Below are 22,422 nucleotides of genomic sequence, written 5' to 3'. Positions count from 1 at the left end.
CCCTTAAAGAATGAGGTTCCGTTATGTTTATCAAAAAGTAGTAGATTTGAAATCGAATGAGAAGACTCAGGCAGAGTGGATGCTTTCTGCAGCCGTGGGTCATTTGCAATCGGAGCAAAGATCATTAGATAGGTTGTTCGAGGACAAGAGAGCTACTTTTAGCGTGATTCAATCGGAGATGGAGAACAAAGCCTCCGTAATTAAGCTACAAGAGCTACAACGGTATGTGGATTATCTTGAGCAATGTATTACGAGCAAATTAAGAGATGTAAAACGTGCTGAGATCCATGTTGAGAATAAAAAGAGTTTCTTGAACAGTAAAATGCTAGACGAGAAAGTATGGTTAAAGGCAAAAGAGAAGGAACAAGACAAATTTCAGCACGAAATGCTTCTTCGGGAACAAAACGAACTGGACGAGATGGCTACGGTCCGGTTTGCCATGAGAGCCCGTTAAAGCTGTAGCGGGCGATAAGAATGGGCTTGCGAAGGAGGGGATAGGATGGCACAGACAGAGTTGGAAGAAGATTATGAAACAGGAAGCGGTTTTTCAAGATTTTTATTCTTTGTGACACCGATACTGTTTACCGTTGTTTTGCTTGGCGTTCTACTGACGTTGTTTAATATGCCTTTCCGTACAACATTACAGGAAATTGCTAACTCAATACCTATTATCAAAAATTTCGTACCTGACCCTGAAGTTGCGATAACGGATAAAAAGGATACTACGAAGGACAAAGAGGAAGATAATAAGAAACAGCAAGCGAGTACGGATGCTACGATCAAACAGCTAAAAGAACAGGTAACTAAGCAAGAAGCCGACCTGGAAGCAGCAAATGCTCAGGTTGTGGAGCAAGAGAGTAAGTTGAAGGATCTTCAAGCAGAGCTAGAAGCGGATCAGCAGGTAACTGCTAATCAAGAACTAGCTGATGAACAAGTTGCTTATCAGAAAGAGGTTAAGAAGCTTTCGCAGTTATACGCGCAAATGAGCCCCAAGAAAGCGGCCGCTATTTTAGAAAAATTGACGACCGATGAAACACTTCAAATGCTCAGTATGATGAATAACGAAAGTAAGGTAGCTATTCTTGAAAAGATGGACGCTCAAAAAGCAGCTGATATTTCTATTAAACTCAAAGATGTCCAACCTTCAGAAGATCTAGCTATTGCTGCATTACAGTCGAGGTTGAAGAAGGACGCTGAAACGGATGCGGCGAGCACACAAGTTAGCACGGGTCTCAGTGATCAACAGTTAAGCGGGACATTTGCTAGCATGTCGGCGGATTCCGCCGCAACACTGATTCTACAAACTTACAAGATTAGTCCGGATAAAGCGCTAAAAATATTAAATTCGGTCGATGACACGACCCGTTCAAATATTTTAGTAGCCATGACTAAGGTAGACGATGCTCAAACAACTAAAATACTTAACAAGCTTGTTAGTAAATAGAGTGACTGATAACAACGTGAAAGGAGGTGAAAAAGATGAGTCAAATACTATCTAATGTATCAACTGGAACTGCTACGAACGGACTCTGGTATGGTGCAAGCGGTAAAGTTGAATCAGGTCAGGCCACAGTACAAGCATTTGATCAAACACTTTTATCGATGATGATGGGTAATTCTCTGTCTGCGGAGGGTCAAACTTCAGCTCAAGCTTTGACTTTAGCTAGTTTGAATTCAACAGTTGATGTTGAAGGTACTGGAACAGAGAGCGAAGGTGACACGATAAATACCTTGCTTGAAGACTTACTACAGCAACTTGATCAAATGGACAAAGCGCTATCAGAGAATCCTTCACTTCTAGAAGTTTTGCAAGGCTGGCTTCAAGGTATTCAAACCTTAATTCCGCAAAATGGGTCAACTGAAAATGACCAAGAAGGCATTGAAGGTACTGAGTTACCACTTTTGGCGCAGCACTCCGAGACGATGCGTTTCGCAATTCAAGATGCTTTAGTACAGATGCTATCCGCAGCAGATGGTCAGCAATCGACGGCAGCAAGTAGTCTAGGTCAAGCACGAGAGGTTATTCAGTCTCTTCAAAGCGTACTGAGTTCACTGAAATCCGTTCAAACTGAGCTGAACCCTACCGTTGGGAAAGAGTCTAACAATAATAATTTCTCTGTCTTAGCAGCCGCTCTTAGCAAGAGTTCTGAAGCTACAACTGGAGGCAACAACCAACAAGCTGTTCGAGATATTGTCGGTACCCAGACTGTACAAAGTAAAGATACCATCATTTCTGTAACAGGCGTAACTTCTCAAGCTTCCGATTCAACAGATAGTGAAGCTACTTCTGAAGGCGAAAGTCGTTTACATTCTGGAAATATTGTTACAGCAGGGGAATTGACCTTACGTCAAGCAGGAACAACACCACTAAAAACGGTTGCTGCACCTGTACCTGTTGAGAATTTCAGTAAAGAGATGAGCGGGTTTCTAGTCAGCAAAATGGATATTGTTAAACTTCAAGGTATTTCCGAAGCTAAGATTTCCCTATATCCGGAGCATTTGGGACAAGTGGATGTGAAGATTACGATGCGTGATGGCCAGATGATAGCCCAGTTCGTAACCGAAACTGCACTGGCTAAGGAATCATTAGAGCAGCAGATGGGTCAACTCAGGTCCGCACTTCAAGCCCAGGGACTTCAGGTTACTAAATTGGAAGTAACACAGAATTCCTCGTTGTCTTCGCACATGTACCAAGATGGGCGCCAACCTGGTAATGGTACAGGGACAGGGCAACAACAGGGAGGCAAGCGTCGTGAGATTCAAGAGGAAGATGCTTTGCTAATTAGTGATCTGAATGAGGAATGGAACGAGTGGATCTCTGAAGTAAGAAGAAATGAAGTAAACTATGGTAGCTCCTTCGTTGCAAAAGCCTAATAGAAAGGAGGTAGCCTCATGGCGGATGTAATACCAACCAATGTATCGTGGCCTAATTACTCAGCAGGAAATGTGGCCAAAGCTAGTGCGAAGAGTTCTAGTTTAGGTAAAGATGATTTTCTAAAGTTGATGATGGCCCAAATGCAAAATCAGGATCCATTATCACCTATGGACAACACACAAATGGTTGCTCAAATGGCTCAGTTTACTTCAGTTGAACAACTTGTAAAGATTTATGATCAATTGTCTGTTATGAGTCAGTCGCTTGGGAATAATTCAGGGTTGATCGGAAAGGAAGTCAGTTGGACTGTACAAACGAAGACTGGTGACTATTCGATTGAAACGGGTAAAGCAGAAGTTATTACCGAGAAAGCAAGCGGAATTGTGGATTCTATCGTTGTTCGAAGTGGTGTTCACTACGTTAAAGTTGGTGAGAAGGAAATCCCGATCGACGAAATTGTACAGGTGGACAATGCTCCTGAAGTTGAAGAACCAATAGTACCGGAAGAGCCAGCAGCACCGGATGTACCAAGTGATACCAACGGAGTTGGAGAATCATGAATCCTATAAAAGTAGGACAGTTATATCCCGGAAGAATTCAGCCGAATACGTTACAACCAACAAAGAACAGTCAGGCTAACGCTGGACAAGGAACCTCTTTCAAGGAAATGCTGCAAGATCGACTCGTATATTTCAGTAACCATGCGGTTAAACGCTTGGAACAACGAGGTATTGAGTTGAAGCCTGAACAATTGAATCAGATCGAAAATGCTATTGATAATGCCGCTGCTAAGGGAGCGAAGGATTCTCTCATTCTGATGAAGGATATGGCCCTCATTGTAAATGTGGATAATCGTACAGTTGTTACAGCGATGGATGGTAATAGCATGAAAGACAATGTTTTTACGAAAATCGATAGTGCAGTTATTATTTCATAATTGGCTGGCCCGGAGACGGAAAGCCATGAGTCGCGGATCGACTGATGCGGCTCAAGCTATTATTTTAATTCCTGGGAGGAATGAGAACGCATGTTAAGATCAATGTATTCGGGCGTTTCTGGGATGCGCGGGTTTCAAACGAAACTTGACGTAATCGGAAACAATATTGCTAACGTAAACACAGTAGGCTTTAAATCAGGTCGAGTTATGTTCAAGGATATTATGAGTCAGACAGTCTCCGGTGTTACTCCACCAGTAGATGCAGAAACTGGGGGTGCGAATGCGAAGCAAATCGGGCTAGGTGTATCGATTGGTTCGATTGATACGCTTCACACTGGCGGTAGTGCGATGACGACGAATAACCCGCTTGACTTACGTGTTGACGGAGATGGGTTCTTTCTAGTGAAGCTGTCGGGGGATCAAGAAGTTCCATTCCTTACGAGAGCGGGCGATTTTCATCTGGATGCAGCACGCCAGCTAGTTACTTCTGATGGTCTGCTCGTGTGTGATGCTGGAGGCGAGCCAATAACAATCGAAGAGGAAGTGACCGCTTTCTCCATTGCGCAGAATGGTATGATCATTCAGAAAATGAACACGGGAGAAACGGGAGAAGGTCAACAAATTGGTTTAGCTAAAGTAACCAATCCCGAAGGCCTTGAGAAAATCGGTGGTAACTTGTACAGAATCACATTAAACGCTAATGCTGAGGGTGCTCTTGAGCCTACAGTAGCGAATAGTGCTGAATTTGGTACAGGCGCAATCATTTCTGGTCAGTTAGAAATGTCTAACGTTGACTTGACTGGTGAATTCACTGAGATGATCGTGGCACAACGTGGTTTCCAAGCGAATTCACGTATTATCACTACTTCGGATGAAGTATTGCAGGAAGTTGTCAATTTGAAACGTTAAGATAGGGAACAGCGGGGGAGGATTTATCTCCTCCTTCGCCTCCTTTATAAGACGATTCAAACGGTGTTTTCGATAAGAAGCGGGATTTTCCCGTTACCAGGATGGGAGGGTTATCATGATTTCTATAACACGTTTAAACGGCTCACAAATGTGGTTGAACGCAATGATGATCGAGACCGTTGAAGAAACACCGGATACATACGTAACCCTTGTTAATGGCAAGCGTATTATCGTTCTCGAGAAGGCTGCTGAAGTTATCGCGAGGGTGAAGGAATATTCCATTGAAATTGGTATACATGCAGCAACTATTAAAGTGCAACAAACGGAGGAATGGTCATGAAGAAAATGCTGCCATGGTTAATTACGATTTTATTATCAATTACGCTGATCGTAGTGGCCGCCGTCTTGCTGATAAGACCTTTAACACAGCCTAGTCCAGGTAATGAGGTTAGAGCCGCCGTCCAGGATGTAACTGTACCATCAGGTTTGTCAGCGGATGAAATTGTTGAAGTAACTTCAACAATAGATGGGATCAAGACGAACTTGTCGGATCCTAGCTATGTAGTAGTAATAGATTTCGCTTTCCAATTGGATCGCAAAACTTCTAAGGAAGCTTTTGACAAAATCAAAGACTTTAAGATTAAGCCACTTATCATTAAGACGCTTGCAGACACTAAGCCAGAGGAATTGAATGGAGCTACAGGTAAAGATAATTTAAGCTCCGAATTAATGAATCTTATCAACAAGTCGCTCCCAGAAGGAAAACTTGTTCAAATCGATATTACTGCTTTCATTATTACAACGATCTAGACGATATCGATAGAATAAATTCTTTGAGGGGGTGAGATGTTTGGTAGATGTATTATCGCAAAACGAGATCGATGCTCTGCTCGCCGCGCTATCTTCTGGCGAAATGGATGCTGAAGAACTTAAGAAGGAAGAAACGCAAAAGAAAATAAGAGCATACGACTTCAAAAGAGCGGTGAGATTTTCCAAAGATCATATCCGCAGCTTAACCCGGATTCATGAGAACTTTGCTCGTTATCTCACCACCTACTTCTCGGCGCAACTTCGTACTTTTGTGCAGATTAGCGTAGTGCAGGTGGAGCAACTCCCTTATGACGAGTTCATTCGTTCCATACCAAAGATGACGATACTTAATATTTTTGAAGCAGAACCCTTAGAAGGAAGAATGGTACTTGAGGTTCATCCCAACGTTGCTTATGCCATGTTAGATAGGCTGCTTGGGGGAATTGGTACAGCTCCTTCCAAGATCGGATCTTTGACCGAGATAGAAACGATTATTATGGAACGTATATTTAGCCGGGCATTTGAGAGTTTGCAAGAAGCCTGGAAGACAATTATAGACATTAAACCGCGGATGGAAGCATTAGAGACAAATCCTCAGTTTATGCAGATTGTCTCTCCGAATGAGACGATTGCGCTCATTTCATTGAGTACCAAAATCGGAGACACAACAGGGATGATAAATTTATGTATCCCTCATGTAGTCATAGAGCCGATTATGCCGAAGCTTTCGGTTCATCATTGGTTTGTATCCCAGAAGAAGTCGCGTATTCCTGAAGAGGTAGAGGCACTTCGAAATCGTGTACACAGAGCAACATTACCGATTATTGCTGAGCTTGGCGAATCACAGCTTACAATTCAAGAATTCTTGGGATTATCACCAGGTGATGTAATTTCCTTGAATAAGCCTGTTCAAGATGGACTGTCCATTATGATAGGAGATAGATTGAAATATATCGGTAGCCCTGGCACGATTAAAGACCGAATCGCCATTCAAATCGATGAAATTGTTAGCGAAGGAGTTGAAGAATTTGACGAGTAAAGATTATTTGTCTCAAGAGGAGATAGACGCTCTGCTCAAGCAGGCGAATCATGATACACCTTCTGAACCAACGGTAGATGACTATTTAACAGCTTTAGAACAAGATGCCCTGGGGGAGATTGGTAACATCACGTTCGGCAGTGCGGCAACAGCTCTTTCAACGTTGTTGAACAAGAAGGTGGATATTACTACCCCTAAAGTATCTATTATTACACGCTCTAAATTTGAAACGGAGTTCCCCAAACCCCATGTGGCGATCCATGTGCAATATGTCGATGGCTTTGAAGGAATGAATTCACTAGTTATCAAGACAAGAGATGCTCAAGTAATTGCAGATCTTATGCTTGGTGGAGAAGGGAATCCGGAAGATGAGGAACTGAATGAAATTCATATCAGCGCCGTTCAAGAAGCGATGAATCAAATGATGGGTTCCTCCGCGACATCGATGTCGACAATTTTCAACCGGTTTGTAAATATTTCACCACCGGGAATCGACATTCTTAATATGTCCAACGGAAACGGGGTAAGCAGTCTTCCTCCCGATGAAACGCTGATCAAGGTATCGTTCAGGTTAATTATCGGAGATTTGATTGATTCGACGATCATGCAGCTTCTTACGGTTAAGTTCTCCAAAGATATGGTAGATAGCCTTATTAATGGATCTTCTGCAGATTCATCACAGAATGAAGTCGCTGCTACAGCGACGCCAGTTGCGCCAGCACAGCCGGTATATGAGTCACCAACGTACTCATCGCCTCCACCTATGCAACAACAGGCTCATTACAATGTCCCTGTAGAGCGCCCTTACAACGAGCCTCAACACTATGGTGGAATGCAAGGACGTAGCTTAAATATTCAACCAGTTCAGTTTTCTAATTTGGGTGCTCCAGGATTCGCGAATGTAGACGACAATAATTTAAATTTATTGATGGACATTCCCCTTAAAGTCACCGTAGAATTAGGAAGGACCCAGAAGCAAATTAAGGATATCTTGGAATTATCTCAAGGTTCAATCATTGAACTAGATAAGCTCGCAGGTGAACCTGTGGATATACTGGTGAACAATAAACTTATCGCCAAAGGTGAAGTCGTAGTTATTGATGAAAATTTTGGTGTTCGTGTTACTGATATTGTTAGCCAATGGGACCGCATACAGAAATTACAATAGTAGAAGTTTAGGGAGGATTTTTAATCAATGGCAAACCGAATTCTAATCGTAGACGATGCTGCTTTTATGAGAATGATGATCCGCGACATTTTATCGAAGAACGGATTCGAAGTTGTGGGTGAAGCGCAAGACGGTGCGCAGGCCATCGAGAAATTCAAAGAATTACATCCAGACCTCATTACGATGGATATCACGATGCCTGAAATGGATGGAATTACTGCACTAAAAGAAATCAAGAAGATCGATCCAAATGCAAAAGTGATTATGTGCTCTGCAATGGGGCAACAAGCGATGGTTATTGATGCGATTCAAGCAGGCGCTAAAGACTTCATCGTTAAACCTTTCCAATCTGATCGGGTTGTCGAAGCTATTAACAAGACACTTGGATTGTAGGTTACGTCCATGCCTGAGATTGAGCCGGATGCTCTACCATCGTATGATATAAATATTTGGGGTAACTTAGTGACGGTCATCGTCGTGTTAGCAATTATTGTTGTTCTAATCATATTGCTGGTCCGTTTCCTAGGGAAAAGAAGTCGTTTTATGTCACAGAGCCGATCGATCCAAACGATGGGAGCTATCGGTCTCGGGCCTAACAAGTCTCTGCAGGTTATTCAAGTAGGAGATAGTGTGTATCTTGTCGGAGTAGGTGAGAACATCTCGCTTGTTGACAAAATTTCTGATCCGAATGAAGTTGCCGTGATTCATCAAGCATTTCAAGAAGAAAACGCTGAGTATCCTGCTTTAACATCGTTGGTGTCCGGCTTCATTTCACGATTCCGCAAGGCACCACAGGAGGCGGAGGAACTGGAGAGTTCGTCCTTCCATGAGGTGTTTCAATCACAGTTGCAAAGAATGCCGAGCCGGACAAGGCAAATGGAAGAACTGTTGAAAGATGAAGAAGAACAATCTATAGATCGGTCGAGGGATTCATGAAGAAGAAGCTCATTATCGTTGGCTTGTTGATTGGGTTATGGAGCATGTTTGCAGTTACCGTAGCCTCGGCAACAACAGTGAATCCGATACCGGATATCGGAATTCAAATCGGAGATTCAGGAGGGGAGCCGAGTACAAGCTCCTTGTCCATCATTCTACTTATCACCGTACTTAGTATCGCACCAGCGATCCTTGTGTTGATGACTAGTTTTACGAGAATAGTTATTGTACTCGGGTTTGTTCGTAGCTCATTAGGGACCCAGCAGATGCCTCCTAACCAGGTTTTAGTGGGATTGGCATTATTTCTGACACTATTTGTTATGAGTCCTACCTTGTCCACGATAAATGAGGTCGCTTTGCAACCTTATCTTAAAGCGGAGATTAGTCAGACGGAAGCACTGAATAAAGCAACCGTACCGATGAAGGAGTTCATGTATACCAATACTCGTCCGAAGGATATCCAATTGTTTATGAGCTACACCAAAACGGAGAAGCCGGCAAGTTATCAGGATATTCCTCTATCAGTGATGGTCCCTGCATTTGCGATTAGTGAACTGAAAACGGCTTTTCAAATGGGATTCATGATATTTATTCCGTTCCTGATTATAGATATTGTTGTTGCCAGTGTTTTGATGGCTATGGGGATGATGATGTTACCTCCGGTTATGATTTCACTGCCGTTTAAAATTTTGTTGTTTGTACTCGTTGATGGCTGGTATTTGATAGTCAAATCTTTGTTGGTCAGCTTCAATACTTGACGAGGCTATTTACTTCTTATTTGAGGGGGAACGGTGATGAGTTCGGAATTTATTATTAGTTTGGCCGGACAAGCCGTTTTTACCGTGCTGAAGGTTAGCGCTCCGATGCTTTTAATTGGTCTGGCTGTCGGCTTAATGGTTAGTATCTTTCAGGCAACAACGCAAATTCAGGAGCAGACGCTTGCCTTTGTACCAAAAATCATTGCTGTATTGGTGGCACTGTTACTATTCGGTCCATGGATTTTATCAACACTTGTTGATTTTACCTATGGAATACTAAACAATCTATCAAGTTTTATCGGTTAGGCTGAAGTGATGATGGAGACTATGATGCAAGGATTATCCGTTTTTATGCTTATTTTTTGTCGAATGACATCATTTTTTGTAGTAGCACCCATATTTGCATCAAAAACGGTACCTAATACGTTCAAAGTCGGGTTTTCCGCTATGGTCGCCTTTCTGATTCTCTTAATTCAGGGAAGCGATCAAGCTATTCCGATGGATCTGACGTATGTGCTACTTATAATTCGAGAAGTGTTAATCGGATTACTTATAGGTTATGTGGCAGCTCTAATGTTTGCTGTTATTCAAATTGCTGGTTCTTTCATCGATATCCAAATAGGATTTGGTATCGCGAATGTAGTAGACCCGATGACCGGAGCTTCTGCACCAGTTCTTGGGAATCTAAAGTATATGTTTGCTACGCTGCTGTTCTTAAGCATGAATGGGCATCATTATTTGCTGGACGCTGTGATTAGGAGTTATAACTGGATTCCTTTATCAAATGATCTTTTTCAACGGATTTACAGTGGGAATTTGGCGGAATTTCTAATCAGGACATTTAGTCAATCATTTCTACTCGCGTTTCAAATGGCGGCGCCACTTGTCGTTGCGCTATTTCTCACAGACGTTGCGCTCGGTTTCCTGGCTCGTTCGGCCCCTCAATTTAATGTCTTCGTGATCGGTATGCCGTTGAAGATAATTGTTGGATTGAGTGTATTACTCTTGTTGGTTACCACCTTCACCTATACGTTTGAACATTTGTTTACTGTATTGTTCAAATCGTTGCAGGAATTACTGGGTACCATTGGGGATCGGCCAAAGTAGGGATCGGAGGAATCAAGAGGATGTTACGGTATCGCCTAGACTTGCAGTTGTTTTCTGGAGAGAAATCAGAGAAAGCTACGCCAAAAAAGAAACAAGATTCCCGTAAGAAGGGTCAAATCGCTAAGAGTCAGGATGTATCGGGAGCACTTATACTTTTGTCCGTCTTTCTTAGCCTGTCGGCGTTTGGTGGTTACATAAAAACTCGACTCGTTTTTTTATATTCGGATGTTTTTTATCACCGTTTGAGTATGGATGTAACGACAGAGAACGTAATGACAATGTTCAGAAGTTATGGAGTCCAAATTCTTTTAGTACTTGCTCCGATTTTTCTAGTAGTAGTAGTAGTTGCTGCTATTGCTAGTTACGCTCAAGTGGGATTTATAATGAGTGGCGAATCACTCAAAATGAAATTCAGTAAACTGAATCCAATAGAGGGTTTTAAAAATATCTTTTCGATGCGCTCCGTCGTTGAATTCTTGAAGTCTATCTTAAAATTGACGGTGATAGGATATCTCGTATTTTCAACAGTCTGGGGTGCAAGAGGATATATTTCCTCACTCAGTCAAGTTACAGTAGAAGCGGCATTCAATTTTACGGCTGAGCTAACGATGAGTTTGGGCATAAAAATTGCCGTTGCTTTGTTCGTATTAGGGGTAATCGATTACATTTATCAGAAATATGATCATGCAAAAAAAATGAGAATGTCAAAACAAGATGTCAAAGATGAGTACAAGAAGATGGAAGGCGATCCGCTCATCAAGGGTAAGATTCGGGAAAGACAACGGCGTATGGCGCTTCAGCGGATGATGCAGGATGTGCCAAAGGCGGATGTAATTATTACGAACCCAACGCATTTTGCTGTAGCACTGAAGTATGATGGATCACAAATGGATGCCCCACAAGTTGTGGCAAAAGGTCAAGACTATGTGGCTCTGCGAATCAGAGAGATTGCTAAAGAACATGGCGTTATAACAATGGAAAACAAGCCACTAGCACGTGCGCTGTTTCAAAGATCAGAAATTGGGGATGTTATCCCTGCGGATTTGTTCCAGGCCGTGGCTGAAGTATTGGCTTATGTATACAGAATGAAGGGTAAGAGTAAATCTTGATGGGAATCGGAGGCGGACCAGTGAAGAAGGCAAAAGATTTATTCATCCTAATGGGTGTAATCGGCATCGTTCTGTTAATGATTCTTCCGATCCCAACCTGGTTGTTGGATATTCTATTAATTATCAATATCTCGATTTCATTGATGATTTTGTTGGTAGCAATGAATACGAAAGAAGCATTACAGTTTTCCATCTTTCCAGCGATGCTGTTAATTACAACCCTATTCCGGTTGGCGCTAAACGTTTCGACCACCAAGTTGATTCTAGGACAAGCAAAAGCCGGTGATGTTGTAGCTACCTTTGGGGAGTGGGTATCTCAAGGGGAACCCGTAATCGGCTTTGTTGTCTTCCTAATCTTGGTGGTCGTTCAATTTATAGTGATTACCAAAGGTTCGGAACGGGTAGCAGAAGTTGCAGCCAGATTTACCTTGGACGCAATGCCCGGCAAGCAGATGAGTATTGATGCTGACCTTAACGCGGGTCTGATCAATGAACAGCAGGCTCGGGATCGCCGCCGCAAGATTGAGAGAGAAGCGGACTTCTACGGAGCCATGGATGGGGCAAGTAAGTTCGTTAAAGGCGATGCTATCGCTAGTATTATCATCCTAGTTATAAATTTAGTCGGCGGTTTCATTATCGGTATGACGATTCATGGGATGGCGTTTCAAGATGCACTATCTACATATTCTATTCTTACGATTGGCGATGGACTCGTCAGTCAAATTCCGGCATTACTTATTTCGACAGCTGCGGGTCTAATAGTTACACGTGCTTCGTCAGAGGGGAATCTGGCTGACGATATTACTTCACAACTATTCACATATCCTAAACTCATCTATATCGTTGCCGGAACGATCACTCTATTAGGTCTATTTACACCTATCGGTCCTTGGACAACTCTACCATTCGCAGGAATAATGGTGTTTGCTGCATTAAGAATGCAGAAGAACTTGAACCGTAAGCAAGTTGAACAGGAACAGCAAGAGGAGGAACAGCAAATCGAGGAGGTTCGGAGTCCCGAGAGCGTTATCAATCTACTACAAGTAGATCCGATCGAGTTCGAGTTTGGATATGGACTTATCCCATTAGCGGATACTAGTCAAGGTGGAGATTTATTGGATCGAATTATAATGATCCGGCGTCAATGTGCCTTGGAAATGGGACTTGTTGTTCCCGTAATTCGAATTCGCGACAATATTCAACTAAAACCGAACGAATATGTCATTAAAATTAAAGGAAATGTCGTAGGCGGCGGTGAATTACTACTTAATCACTATTTGGCAATGAGTCCTGGGATGGAGGATGATTCCATTACAGGAATCGAGACCCAAGAACCTGCATTTGGGTTACCAGCACTATGGATAGACGAATCTACCAAAGATCGGGCCGAGCAATCAGGATATACGGTAGTAGATCCGCCATCTGTTGTGGCAACGCATTTGACGGAAATGATCAAGAAACATGCGCATGAACTGCTTGGTCGTCAAGAAACGAAGACATTGGTAGACAACCTCAAGGACAATTACGCGGTTCTTGTCGACGAATTAATACCTTCCGTTCTATCGATCGGAGAGGTTCAGAAAGTTCTTGCTAAATTGCTTCGCGAAAAAATATCGATTCGGGATATGGTCACTATTTTCGAAACTCTCGCAGATTATGGCACCTATACCAAGGAACCTGATGTTCTGACGGAATACGTCAGACAGGCACTCTCAAGACAAATTACGCAACAATTCACACAACAGGGAGAGACGATGCGAGTAATCACAGTAGGGCCGATGCTAGAGAAGAAAATCGCTGAGAGCGTTCAACAGAGTGATCAGGGGAGTTATTTAGCACTAGATCCTCAGTCAACTCAAACCATGTTTCAGAAGTTGAATGAGCAGGTCAACCGACTTATTCAATCAGGACAACAGCCGATCGTATTAACGTCTCCGACTATTCGTATGTATTTACGACAGGTCATTGAGCGGAGTATGCAGGATATTCCGGTATTGTCATATAGTGAACTTGAACCCAATGTTGAAATTCAAAGTGTCGGAGTGGTGAACTTATGAGAGTGAAGCGGTATATCGTTGACACAATGCCCGATGCAATGCAGAAGATACGAGGAGAACTGGGATCCGACGCTGTAATTCTCAGCACGAAGGAGTTGAGAATAGGCGGATTTCTAGGGATGTTTCAGAAGAAGAAAATAGAAGTTATTGCGGCATCAGAGAGCACGGAAAAGGTAGCGCCAAAGGTCGAAATGAAGCGTCCTTCGGTACCGGCATCTCCTCCTATTACAAGGCAGGCCATACCACAGGCGTACCGCAAATCCTCTGAGATGATGTCAAACTCTTCCTCTGCAATCGGGCTGAAGGAGAGACCGGTAGTGGCTTCACTCGAAATGTCCACGGCTTCAGAAGGTGTTGTTCAGGTCTCTAGAGCTTCACCTACTGTGGATAATACACAACAGCAGATGTTAGACGAAAGATTATCACTCTTTCTCGATTCACAACCTAAGGAGACTGTACCTTCGGCTACTGCGGCTCCACATCTCCATAGAGAGACTAAAGAGGATCGATTATTTGAAGAGATTCAGCAAATGAAATCCATGATGAGCAAGTTAGCTAGGCAGCAGGAAGGAGTTCGTGAACTCCCTGCTGCATTATCCGTTTTTCAGGAGCAACTTCAATCGCATGAGATACTTCCTGAATTGGCAGATGAATGGATTGAAGCTGTTTATAACGAATGGGTAGCTCTTGATCAGAAATTGACGGATGAAGAACTTAATAAGTTGATTCGAATTAAAGTAGGGTCGTTTTTGAGTGATAACATCGGTGCAGGGATAAGTGAGCAGACAAAAATTGTTTATATTGCTGGACCAACAGGTGTAGGTAAAACGACGACAATTGCTAAGCTGGCAGCGGATCAAATCTTTCGTGCGCATAAGAAGGTCGGTTTTATCACTGCAGATACATATCGTATTTCAGCGATCGAACAGCTTCGGACCTATGCTTCAATCCTGAATGTGCCGTTGGAAGTTGTACAATCGCCGGGGGATATGCAGCGTGCAAGACAACGTCTTGCAGGTTGTGATCTGATCCTAATGGATACAGCGGGTAGAAATTACCTGAATGAATTGTTTGTCGCGGAGCTTCACAGTTTATTTAGTCCTTCTGAACAAAGTGAAACCTATCTGGTACTGAGCTTGACATCTAAGATTCAGGATATGAAGAGAATAACGGAGAATTTTAGTAGACATGGACTGCAAAAGGTGATCTTTACAAAGCTTGATGAGACTGAAAGCATCGGTCCATTATACAATCTGTTAAATGAATTTCCTTTGAAAGCTTCATATATTACAAACGGGCAGAATGTACCTGATGACCTACTTTCTGTTGATCTAAAAATGTTAACTAACTTGCTCTTGGACGAAAAATCATGATGAGTGATCAAGCCCAATCGCTCAGAAAACTTGTTTCATCACATGACGAGCCTGCTTCACAACCTTTGGTCCGACAATCCGCGCGAATCATAACGGTGAGTAGTGGGAAAGGCGGGGTAGGAAAATCTAACTTTACATTGAATTTTGCACTTGCATTGAAATCATTAGGTCAAAAAGTTCTTTTGTTTGATGCAGATATCGGAATGGCCAATATTGATGTGCTTATGGGAGTCAGACCCAAGTACAGCTTGTATCATTTATTAAAAGGAGAAAGAGATATTTCAGAGATTATTGAACTCGGAACTCATTCTTTACCTTTTATTGCCGGGGGCTCCGGTATGGCCGATTTATTCTCCTTATCTGAATCTGATCTAAATTATTTCACCACGCAAATTGAGCAGATTTCAGAAGAGATGGATTATATCATTTTTGATACAGGTGCCGGTTTGTCAAAAGAAACACTTAAGTTCATAACGGCTGCTGATGAGTGCTTAGTTGTTACAACCCCAGAACCTACTTCGATCACAGATGCTTATGCATTGATTAAAGTGGTTCACGGGCTGGAGGAGGACGTATCCTTCCGATTGATAGTCAACAGAGTTATTGACCAGAGTGAAGCACGACAAGTTGCCGATAAAATTTCTTTGGTTGCTAATAAGTTTCTGGATATAAACATCCCTTTGCTAGGTTATATGAGTGATGATGCTCATGTAATGCAGGCAGTAAAGAAGCAAGTTCCCTTTTCTATTGCATTCCCTGGTTGTCCTGCTGCACAAGATATATATAGTGTAGCAATGAAATATATAGATGTTCCACGGTTTCAACCAAGAGAAACCTTGTCGGGAATCAAAGGATTTATGCATAAATGGCTTAAACGCACGAAATGATTCTGCTAACTAAGAACAGGGGTGGAACAATGGGGCCTTATCGAATCATGGTGGTTGACGATTCGGCGTTCATGCGAAAAATTGTGTCGGATCTCATTGAACAGGATCCATCATTTAAAGTTGAGGCTACAGCAAGAAACGGGTTTGAAGCCGTGGAGAAAATTGCCGAATTCTCTCCAGACCTGGTGACTATGGACGTGGAAATGCCGGATATGAATGGGTTGGAGGCGCTCAAAATTATTATGGAGCGACACCCACTTCCTGTTATTATGCTCTCTGGTATTAATGAGCAGGGCACGAGAGAAACCATTATGGCACTGGAACTTGGTGCATTTGATTTCATCCGTAAGCCTTCTTCTTCGACCAGTTCCCATGATATCGAGCAAGTCGGACGAGATCTTAGGGAACAAATTGCGGCAGCAATGCTCATGAAAGAAAGACGAGCAGCACGAGAGGCTATCCAAATCATAGAAAAGGAACTCCTTTCTCCAATTCCACAGGAATTGTTTAAGCCCTTGACTCCATTAAAGTCTAGGAATGTACCTTCAGTAGTCAAGAAGCCAGTTAAGACAGATATTGTCCGAAATGGTGGAACGACGAAAAAGGTAGATAGTCAGGAAGGTTCAGTTCATAAACCATTGTCGCCTTCGACACGGAGGAATCCGGATGAAAGTCTTACGAAGATAAATCCGGTTCTAGAGGAACTTCGTGATTACATCGGACAAATCGTCGGGAGAACGTCGAAGAAGGACAAACCTGATCCTATTAGTCAGCGCAAGCGCCAAGAGCTTACGACGAAGATGAATCCTAGCGACTTATTAACTTCCAAAGTAGAATCTAAGGACATGGTTGCAAGGAATGAGATTGGACCTAGTACACATACAAGCTTCACAGATTTGGTAGCGATCGGTACCTCTACAGGTGGGCCTAAGGCGCTGAAAGTAGTGCTCGAGAGAATCCCTGCGGATTTCCCAGCTCCTATAGTTATTGTGCAACATATGCCCGCAAATTTCACGAAATCGTTAGCTCAGCGTTTAAATAGTTTATGCTCTTTGAACGTAGTGGAGGCGGAAGAAGGAATGGAATTGCTCACCGGAACGGCATACATTGCCCCTGGTGGTTTTCATATAAATGTCATAAAAGGTCATGAAGGCAGGCACAGGCTGACTTTATCGAAGCAAGAACTTCGTAATGGGCACAGGCCATCAGTAGATGTCTTGTATGAATCACTAAGACCGTTACACTCGTTGAAACGGCATATTGTTCTTTTGACCGGTATGGGTAGTGATGGGGCGAAGGTTATGAAACAGTTGTACGATGATGGTGTGACCTCGACCATTGCCGAGAGTGAAGAAACCTGTGTAGTATACGGAATGCCACGCTCTGCGATTGAATTAAAATGCGTCACCCACGTTTTACCGTTACATGAGATTGGTCCTAAGCTGGTACAAGTAGTGAAATAACGGAATCTCTTGAAGGAGGTGCCTCACCATGGACATGAATCAATATTTATCCATGTTTATCGATGAGTCGAATGATCACTTACAGTCATTAAATGAAAATATGCTGGGGCTAGAGCAGCATCCGGACGATATTAGTATCGTTCAGGTCATTTTTCGTTCCGCCCATACCCTTAAGGGGATGGCCGCAACAATGGGTTTTGAAGACTTAGCTTCTTTGACGCATCAAATGGAGAATGTATTAGATTTAGTACGTAACGATAAGTTGAAGATGCAGGAAATTATTTTTGATACGTTATTCCAAAGTCTTGATGCCTTACAATCGATGGTACAGGATATTACTCAGGGTGGAGAAGGTAAGGCAGATGTTAGTTCGATCGTGTCCGCTTTACAAGGAATTGTGAATGGAGATATGACTACTGCAGCAAGCAGTACTCCAGCAAATGTAACTTCATCTTCATCTCATGAGGGCACTGCCGTTCAACTTGATGAATACCAATATTCAGTATTGGAGCAATCCATTGCTGAGGGCCATAAGGTGATGTTCATTGAAGTCGCAATTCGGCAGGATTGTCAACTTAAAGCTGCACGCGCATATCTAGTGTTTGACTTGCTAGAGCGTTATGGGGAAGTTGTCAAATCCCATCCGTCAGTACAGGAAATAGAACAAGAGAAATTCGATCGGAGCTTTTCCCTCTATTACATAACTCAGAAAGATTCTTCAGAAATGAAGAGCATGATTCTAAATTTATCGGAAATTGATTCTGCTGAGGTTGTTGCACTTGATCAAGAAACATTAAGTCAACTGTCTTTTGGACACAAAGAAGCTAGTGCAACGTCGGCTCCTTCTATTGAGCCAACTACTCAACCTATTGTTGCGGAACCTGCTTCGAAGTTAGCGGTGACTGAAGAGAATAAAAATGGCGCTCGTGCGACAGGCGGAACGGCAGCAGCTCCTTCACGTACCATTCGAGTTGATATTGAACGACTTGATGTACTGATGAATCTGCTTAGTGAATTGCTTATTGACCGTTCAAGGCTTGAGCAATTAGCCGATGAAGTAAGACGACCAGATTTAACGGAAACGGTAGAGCATATGAGCCGTGTAGGCAGTGATCTACAGAATATCGTATTAAAATTACGGATGGTACCAGTTGATACCGTATTTAATCGTTTTCCTCGGATGGTTCGTGACCTAGCGAAATCGTTGGACAAGAAAATTGATCTTGTAGTTATAGGTGCTGAAACGGAACTAGATCGTACCGTAATTGACGAGATTGGTGATCCACTTGTTCACCTTCTACGTAATGCAGTTGACCATGGCGTTGAACCCACAGCGAAACGTATTGCTGCTGGTAAGCCGGAGACAGGAATCATTGAACTACGGGCATTCCATAGTGGTAATCATGTCTTCATCGAAATTGAGGATGACGGTAGCGGCATAGACCGAGATATCATTTTGGCAAAAGCATTGAAGAACGGCATTGTTACAGAGAGTGAAGGAGCAGCAATGACGGATGAACAGGTCTATATGTTACTGTTCGCTGCTGGATTTAGTACAGCGGAAGTCATTTCTGATATCTCTGGTCGTGGAGTTGGCTTGGACGTTGTCAAAACAAAGATCAACTCGCTTAGTGGCGTGGTATCTGTAACTTCTAAGCTAGGTAAAGGTACTAAATTCTCTGTTCAACTTCCACTTACGCTGTCTATCATTTCTGCGATGTTGATCAAGGTTGGCTCTGAGAAATACGCGATCCCATTGTCCTCTATTATTGAGACGGGTCTAATCAAACGGAACCAAATCCGTAATGTCCATGGTTATACGATGATCCCATATCGTGATACTCATATCCCATTGCTTTCATTGGCTGACCTTTTTCAAGTGAAAGATTTTGATGAGGACAGTGAAGAGGAAACAGAGATTATTGTCATTCATAAAGGTGACAGATTGGCGGCATTGACGGTGGAGGATTTCATTGGACAAAGTGAAATTGTCATAAAACATCTTGGTAAGTATCTACCTTCGATTCAGGGGATTGCTGGTGCCACAATTCTAGGAGACGGGCAAGTAGCACTTATTATTGATTCGAATGCTTTCATTAAATAGGTCGATGGTCGATTTATACTCGGACAGGCTTAAATCACGTCTGACGGGATCATTAAGGAGGGAATTTCATGGGAGTTGAAATTAAAGTCATCGTTTTTAAGTTGGGACAAGAAGAATACGGAATTGAAGTGGATAAAGTACAAACGATCGAGCGTATGATGCCGATTACACGCGTTCCCAAAACACTGGCATTTGTAAAAGGGGTAATTAATCTTCGTGGTGTAGTTATTCCAGTGATTGACCTTCGCGGTCGCTTCGGCATAGCGGAGGCCGATCATACCGATCAGACACGGATCATTATTGTTTCTGCTAATGAAATGGAAGTTGGTTTCATTGTAGATTCCGCTAATGATGTTATTGATCTTAATACAGACATCATTGATTCACCACCGGATGTTGTTGGAGGAATCAAAGCGAAATATCTGCAAGGTGTGGCCCGTATTTCAGAAGAGCGGCTTCTTGTTATGTTGAATTTATCCGAGGTACTTAATCGGAATGAAATCATTCAATTGGAAAGCTTAGAGGGGTAAATGTGGTGAATCTGTTTGAAGGCATGGAAGATTTCAAAATGGATGTACTGAAGGAAGTCGGTAATATTGGAGCTGGCAATGCCGCGACAGCTCTTTCAAGAATACTTGACAAGCCTATTGACATGGCAGTTCCTAAAGTGCAAATGCTACCTTTTGAAGCAATTACAGACCGCGTGGGTGGGGCTGAGAATATTGTACTTGCTGTCTTCTTCCGGGTGGAGGGGGATGCGCCGGGTAACCTGTTCTTCATCCTCAGCCCTGATGCGGCAAAGAATTTACTGCATCGTCTGGCAGGACTCGAAGTCGAAAGCGGGGAAGAATTCTCTGAAATGGAGTGGTCAGCCCTTTCAGAGATTGGCAATATTCTAGCAGGATCCTATTTATCTTCATTGGCTGATTTCACTTCACTCTCGATGATCCCAACAGTACCTGCGCTTGCCATGGATATGGCAGGGGCGATACTCGGCTACGGACTTCTGCAGTTTGGTGAGATGGGGGATTCCGCGCTCGTAATTGATACGACATTTATCGAAGGAAATCATGAGGTGGAAGGACAGTTTTTCCTTATACCTGATCCCGATTCTTTCAGAAAAATCTTCATTGCCTTGGGAGTGCCTATGAATCATGATTGATGAACAGCGGATTGTAAAGGTCGGCATGGCCGAGTTAAACATTATTACTGGGCAGGGATTGATTCGCACAACTGGACTCGGATCTTGCGTGGGATTGACTCTTTTTGATCCGCTTAGTAAAGTGGCTGGCCTTGCGCATGTGATGCTTCCCTCTTCGGACATCGCGCGTGAGGGTGTTCTCAACATTGCTAAGTATGCCGACACAGCTGTACCTGCATTACTAGAGCAATTGCTCAGTATCGGGGCAGCGAAAAGTCGTATTGTTGCTAAGATGGCTGGTGGTTCACAAATGTTTTCGTTTGCAGGTACAGGAGATTCAATGCGAATTGGCCCTCGAAATGTGGAATCTTGTAAAATGAAGCTTTCTGATTTAGGTATCCCACTGCTTGCAGAAGATACGGGGGGAAATTACGGTCGAACCATTGAATTGAATTGTGAATCGGGTATTTTATATATACGTAGCGTACAAAAGGGTGTAAAGGAATTGTAGCCATGACAGGAAAATTGAAATATTGTTGGTTAATTGGTTTTATCGGATTTTTAATTACATTTGCTTCTTCTTCGGGTAATAACTTGTTTATGACGAGTTTGATTCGTGGATTAATTGCTTTTGCGGTTTGGTTTGTACTCTTTTATGCTGCATTTTGGATATTTGGATCTCTCAAAGAATTACCGAATAATTCGGTACAAGAGGAAGAAATATTTGCAGATGAAGAGCAAGGTAAAGGTGGTAGTTTTGATCTAACCACGCCGGATGAGAGTGATGAATTAAATGATCTGTTGAAGCATCCTCCGGCAAATTCAGCACATATCAATGATTTTGCACCATTAAACCCACCAAAATTGGTTAAGACAACTGACGACACAGATACAGAAGAACTGGTTAAGGTCGTTCGTCACCTGACAGAAAAATAAGGAGGGTGAAGGCAATTGAACGAACGGAAGGGATCTACTCTGAATTTCGTTGAGATTTGGGAAAAGTGGAAAGAGCATGGTGATATTGAGGCCAAGAAACAACTTATCGAGAAGTATTTACCTATTGTCGATTATGTTTCGGGACGGCTGGCTGTAGGTCTTCCGAAGAATGTATCTAAAGATGATTTGTCCAGTAACGGTGTTATGGGACTCATTGATGCCGTCGAGAAATTCGACTATAAGCGAGGACTGCAGTTTGAGACTTACGCTTCATGGAGAGTTAGGGGAGCTATATTGGATGGATTACGGCAGGGGGATTGGGTTCCTCGTTCCGTTAGAGAAAAATCCAAAAAGCTAGAAGAGGGCTACCAACAATTAGAGCAACGATATCTTCGCTCAGTAACTGACTCTGAGATGAGCGAGTATTTGAATATTAGTGTGCGAGAGTTTCAAAGTATGTTGCAGGAAGTTGCCGTGATGACGCTTTGCTCTTTGGAAGATCCCATCCGTGAAGAAGAATCGGAAACGAGACTCACGCTTTTAGTGGATGAAAAAGCGAAGAACCCGGATCATAAGGTCCGAGAGTTTTATTTGAAAGATTCTCTTACCAAAGGAATTGAGAAACTGACTGAAAAGGAACGTACAGTAGTCTCCTTGTTGTACTACGAAGATTTATCGCTCAGTGAAATTGCAGAAGTGATGTCTTTGTCACCATCTCGAATTTCACAACTTCATTCTAAAGCTATTTTGCGTCTGCGGGGTAGTTTGGAGAAACATCGTGATTTACTGATGCAGGAAGATTAGTAGGACAGT

26 protein-coding genes are annotated in these 22,422 nt (G+C 42.8%); all 26 read left to right on the top strand.

Annotation, left to right across the window (positions count from 1 at the left end; translation table 11 throughout):
- Window positions 1-10: 10 nt before the first annotated feature.
- The 26 genes from fliJ to EJP82_RS09225 all read left to right on the top strand — a co-directional run bounded on the left by fliJ (window position 11) and on the right by EJP82_RS09225 (window position 22,413).
- Entirely contained in the window at window positions 11-454 is a 444-nt protein-coding gene (fliJ, locus tag EJP82_RS09350) for a flagellar export protein FliJ (RefSeq protein WP_127191786.1), read from the top strand.
- Window positions 455-499: 45 nt separating this feature from the next.
- The gene (locus EJP82_RS09345) at window positions 500-1,444 is read left to right on the top strand and encodes a MotE family protein (protein ID WP_127191785.1); all 945 of its coding nucleotides are present in this window, start codon (window positions 500-502) and stop codon (window positions 1,442-1,444) included.
- 35 nt (window positions 1,445-1,479) lie between these two features.
- Window positions 1,480-2,874, top strand: a complete 1,395-nt coding sequence (locus EJP82_RS09340; protein WP_127191784.1) for a flagellar hook-length control protein FliK — start codon at window positions 1,480-1,482, stop codon at window positions 2,872-2,874.
- Window positions 2,875-2,892: 18 nt separating this feature from the next.
- Complete coding sequence (locus EJP82_RS09335; protein WP_127191783.1) at window positions 2,893-3,435, top strand: flagellar hook assembly protein FlgD; 543 nt, start codon at window positions 2,893-2,895, stop codon at window positions 3,433-3,435.
- Window positions 3,432-3,812, top strand: coding sequence for a TIGR02530 family flagellar biosynthesis protein (locus EJP82_RS09330; protein ID WP_211350071.1), 381 nt, complete (start codon window positions 3,432-3,434; stop codon window positions 3,810-3,812). The genes EJP82_RS09335 and EJP82_RS09330 overlap by 4 nt, the downstream gene beginning before the upstream one ends.
- Window positions 3,813-3,902: 90 nt before the next feature.
- A complete protein-coding gene (gene flgG, locus EJP82_RS09325; protein ID WP_127191781.1) occupies window positions 3,903-4,721 on the top strand; it encodes a flagellar basal body rod protein FlgG in 819 nt (272 codons plus the stop codon).
- Between the two features lie 115 nt (window positions 4,722-4,836).
- Complete coding sequence (locus EJP82_RS09320) at window positions 4,837-5,061, top strand: flagellar FlbD family protein (protein WP_127191780.1); 225 nt, start codon at window positions 4,837-4,839, stop codon at window positions 5,059-5,061.
- Window positions 5,058-5,531 (top strand): flagellar basal body-associated FliL family protein, encoded by a 474-nt coding sequence (locus tag EJP82_RS09315; protein ID WP_127191779.1) that lies wholly within the window; start codon window positions 5,058-5,060, stop codon window positions 5,529-5,531. Before EJP82_RS09320 ends, EJP82_RS09315 begins: the two co-directional genes overlap by 4 nt.
- Before the next feature lie 40 nt (window positions 5,532-5,571).
- Window positions 5,572-6,570 carry a flagellar motor switch protein FliM gene (fliM, locus tag EJP82_RS09310; RefSeq protein ID WP_127191778.1) on the top strand — a complete coding sequence of 333 codons (999 nt, stop codon included), beginning with the start codon at window positions 5,572-5,574 and terminating at the stop codon, window positions 6,568-6,570.
- Window positions 6,560-7,738: a flagellar motor switch phosphatase FliY gene (gene fliY, locus EJP82_RS09305; RefSeq protein ID WP_127191777.1), complete on the top strand. Its 1,179-nt coding sequence runs from the start codon at window positions 6,560-6,562 to the stop codon at window positions 7,736-7,738. The genes fliM and fliY overlap by 11 nt, the downstream gene beginning before the upstream one ends.
- 27 nt (window positions 7,739-7,765) lie before the next feature.
- The gene (locus EJP82_RS09300; protein ID WP_127191776.1) at window positions 7,766-8,131 is read left to right on the top strand and encodes a response regulator; all 366 of its coding nucleotides are present in this window, start codon (window positions 7,766-7,768) and stop codon (window positions 8,129-8,131) included.
- Window positions 8,132-8,140: 9 nt separating this feature from the next.
- The gene (locus EJP82_RS09295) at window positions 8,141-8,674 is read left to right on the top strand and encodes a flagellar biosynthetic protein FliO (protein ID WP_127191775.1); all 534 of its coding nucleotides are present in this window, start codon (window positions 8,141-8,143) and stop codon (window positions 8,672-8,674) included.
- A complete protein-coding gene (fliP, locus tag EJP82_RS09290) occupies window positions 8,671-9,432 on the top strand; it encodes a flagellar type III secretion system pore protein FliP (protein ID WP_127191774.1) in 762 nt (253 codons plus the stop codon). Before EJP82_RS09295 ends, fliP begins: the two co-directional genes overlap by 4 nt.
- Before the next feature lie 36 nt (window positions 9,433-9,468).
- The gene (fliQ, locus tag EJP82_RS09285) at window positions 9,469-9,738 is read left to right on the top strand and encodes a flagellar biosynthesis protein FliQ (RefSeq protein WP_127191773.1); all 270 of its coding nucleotides are present in this window, start codon (window positions 9,469-9,471) and stop codon (window positions 9,736-9,738) included.
- 12 nt (window positions 9,739-9,750) lie between these two features.
- A complete protein-coding gene (fliR, locus tag EJP82_RS09280) occupies window positions 9,751-10,539 on the top strand; it encodes a flagellar biosynthetic protein FliR (RefSeq protein WP_211350075.1) in 789 nt (262 codons plus the stop codon).
- Window positions 10,540-10,559: 20 nt separating this feature from the next.
- Window positions 10,560-11,648 carry a flagellar biosynthesis protein FlhB gene (gene flhB, locus EJP82_RS09275; RefSeq protein ID WP_127191772.1) on the top strand — a complete coding sequence of 363 codons (1,089 nt, stop codon included), beginning with the start codon at window positions 10,560-10,562 and terminating at the stop codon, window positions 11,646-11,648.
- 20 nt (window positions 11,649-11,668) lie between these two features.
- The gene (flhA, locus tag EJP82_RS09270) at window positions 11,669-13,705 is read left to right on the top strand and encodes a flagellar biosynthesis protein FlhA (RefSeq protein WP_281278188.1); all 2,037 of its coding nucleotides are present in this window, start codon (window positions 11,669-11,671) and stop codon (window positions 13,703-13,705) included.
- Window positions 13,702-15,078, top strand: a complete 1,377-nt coding sequence (gene flhF / locus EJP82_RS09265) for a flagellar biosynthesis GTPase FlhF (RefSeq protein ID WP_127191770.1) — start codon at window positions 13,702-13,704, stop codon at window positions 15,076-15,078. Before flhA ends, flhF begins: the two co-directional genes overlap by 4 nt.
- Window positions 15,078-15,965, top strand: coding sequence for a MinD/ParA family protein (locus tag EJP82_RS09260; protein WP_127191938.1), 888 nt, complete (start codon window positions 15,078-15,080; stop codon window positions 15,963-15,965). The genes flhF and EJP82_RS09260 overlap by 1 nt, the downstream gene beginning before the upstream one ends.
- 29 nt (window positions 15,966-15,994) lie before the next feature.
- The gene (locus EJP82_RS09255; RefSeq protein ID WP_127191769.1) at window positions 15,995-17,428 is read left to right on the top strand and encodes a protein-glutamate methylesterase/protein-glutamine glutaminase; all 1,434 of its coding nucleotides are present in this window, start codon (window positions 15,995-15,997) and stop codon (window positions 17,426-17,428) included.
- Between the two features lie 28 nt (window positions 17,429-17,456).
- Window positions 17,457-19,532 carry a chemotaxis protein CheA gene (locus EJP82_RS09250; RefSeq protein WP_127191768.1) on the top strand — a complete coding sequence of 692 codons (2,076 nt, stop codon included), beginning with the start codon at window positions 17,457-17,459 and terminating at the stop codon, window positions 19,530-19,532.
- Between the two features lie 68 nt (window positions 19,533-19,600).
- Window positions 19,601-20,062: a chemotaxis protein CheW gene (locus tag EJP82_RS09245; protein ID WP_127191767.1), complete on the top strand. Its 462-nt coding sequence runs from the start codon at window positions 19,601-19,603 to the stop codon at window positions 20,060-20,062.
- Between the two features lie 23 nt (window positions 20,063-20,085).
- Complete coding sequence (locus EJP82_RS09240) at window positions 20,086-20,694, top strand: chemotaxis protein CheC (protein ID WP_370877725.1); 609 nt, start codon at window positions 20,086-20,088, stop codon at window positions 20,692-20,694.
- Entirely contained in the window at window positions 20,687-21,184 is a 498-nt protein-coding gene (locus tag EJP82_RS09235; protein WP_127191765.1) for a chemotaxis protein CheD, read from the top strand. Before EJP82_RS09240 ends, EJP82_RS09235 begins: the two co-directional genes overlap by 8 nt.
- Window positions 21,185-21,186: 2 nt before the next feature.
- Window positions 21,187-21,609 carry a hypothetical protein gene (locus tag EJP82_RS09230; RefSeq protein WP_127191764.1) on the top strand — a complete coding sequence of 141 codons (423 nt, stop codon included), beginning with the start codon at window positions 21,187-21,189 and terminating at the stop codon, window positions 21,607-21,609.
- A 15-nt stretch (window positions 21,610-21,624) separates the two neighbouring features.
- Window positions 21,625-22,413 (top strand): FliA/WhiG family RNA polymerase sigma factor, encoded by a 789-nt coding sequence (locus EJP82_RS09225; protein ID WP_127191763.1) that lies wholly within the window; start codon window positions 21,625-21,627, stop codon window positions 22,411-22,413.
- Window positions 22,414-22,422 lie beyond the last annotated feature (9 nt).

Origin of the sequence: Paenibacillus anaericanus, from assembly GCF_003994475.1 — a bacterium.
GTDB lineage: Bacteria > Bacillota > Bacilli > Paenibacillales > Paenibacillaceae > Fontibacillus > Fontibacillus anaericanus.
This window is presented reverse-complemented; position numbering and strand designations above follow the sequence as displayed.

What these genes read in the sequence shown, in the direction of transcription:
- EJP82_RS09245 (WP_127191767.1), top strand. Translation starts at nt 19,601, where the DNA reads ATGGGAGTTGAAATTAAAGTCATCGTTTTTAAGTTGGGACAAGAAGAA.
- EJP82_RS09300 (WP_127191776.1), top strand. Translation starts at nt 7,766, where the DNA reads ATGGCAAACCGAATTCTAATCGTAGACGATGCTGCTTTTATGAGAATG.
- fliJ (WP_127191786.1), top strand. Translation starts at nt 11, where the DNA reads ATGAGGTTCCGTTATGTTTATCAAAAAGTAGTAGATTTGAAATCGAAT.
- flhB (WP_127191772.1), top strand. Translation starts at nt 10,560, where the DNA reads ATGTTACGGTATCGCCTAGACTTGCAGTTGTTTTCTGGAGAGAAATCA.
- fliR (WP_211350075.1), top strand. Translation starts at nt 9,751, where the DNA reads ATGGAGACTATGATGCAAGGATTATCCGTTTTTATGCTTATTTTTTGT.
- EJP82_RS09235 (WP_127191765.1), top strand. Translation starts at nt 20,687, where the DNA reads ATGATTGATGAACAGCGGATTGTAAAGGTCGGCATGGCCGAGTTAAAC.
- flhF (WP_127191770.1), top strand. Translation starts at nt 13,702, where the DNA reads ATGAGAGTGAAGCGGTATATCGTTGACACAATGCCCGATGCAATGCAG.
- EJP82_RS09340 (WP_127191784.1), top strand. Translation starts at nt 1,480, where the DNA reads ATGAGTCAAATACTATCTAATGTATCAACTGGAACTGCTACGAACGGA.
- EJP82_RS09240 (WP_370877725.1), top strand. Translation starts at nt 20,086, where the DNA reads ATGGAAGATTTCAAAATGGATGTACTGAAGGAAGTCGGTAATATTGGA.
- EJP82_RS09345 (WP_127191785.1), top strand. Translation starts at nt 500, where the DNA reads ATGGCACAGACAGAGTTGGAAGAAGATTATGAAACAGGAAGCGGTTTT.
- EJP82_RS09260 (WP_127191938.1), top strand. Translation starts at nt 15,078, where the DNA reads ATGAGTGATCAAGCCCAATCGCTCAGAAAACTTGTTTCATCACATGAC.
- EJP82_RS09315 (WP_127191779.1), top strand. Translation starts at nt 5,058, where the DNA reads ATGAAGAAAATGCTGCCATGGTTAATTACGATTTTATTATCAATTACG.
- EJP82_RS09295 (WP_127191775.1), top strand. Translation starts at nt 8,141, where the DNA reads ATGCCTGAGATTGAGCCGGATGCTCTACCATCGTATGATATAAATATT.
- EJP82_RS09320 (WP_127191780.1), top strand. Translation starts at nt 4,837, where the DNA reads ATGATTTCTATAACACGTTTAAACGGCTCACAAATGTGGTTGAACGCA.
- EJP82_RS09335 (WP_127191783.1), top strand. Translation starts at nt 2,893, where the DNA reads ATGGCGGATGTAATACCAACCAATGTATCGTGGCCTAATTACTCAGCA.
- fliQ (WP_127191773.1), top strand. Translation starts at nt 9,469, where the DNA reads ATGAGTTCGGAATTTATTATTAGTTTGGCCGGACAAGCCGTTTTTACC.
- fliP (WP_127191774.1), top strand. Translation starts at nt 8,671, where the DNA reads ATGAAGAAGAAGCTCATTATCGTTGGCTTGTTGATTGGGTTATGGAGC.
- EJP82_RS09255 (WP_127191769.1), top strand. Translation starts at nt 15,995, where the DNA reads ATGGGGCCTTATCGAATCATGGTGGTTGACGATTCGGCGTTCATGCGA.
- EJP82_RS09230 (WP_127191764.1), top strand. Translation starts at nt 21,187, where the DNA reads ATGACAGGAAAATTGAAATATTGTTGGTTAATTGGTTTTATCGGATTT.
- EJP82_RS09250 (WP_127191768.1), top strand. Translation starts at nt 17,457, where the DNA reads ATGGACATGAATCAATATTTATCCATGTTTATCGATGAGTCGAATGAT.
- EJP82_RS09330 (WP_211350071.1), top strand. Translation starts at nt 3,432, where the DNA reads ATGAATCCTATAAAAGTAGGACAGTTATATCCCGGAAGAATTCAGCCG.
- flgG (WP_127191781.1), top strand. Translation starts at nt 3,903, where the DNA reads ATGTTAAGATCAATGTATTCGGGCGTTTCTGGGATGCGCGGGTTTCAA.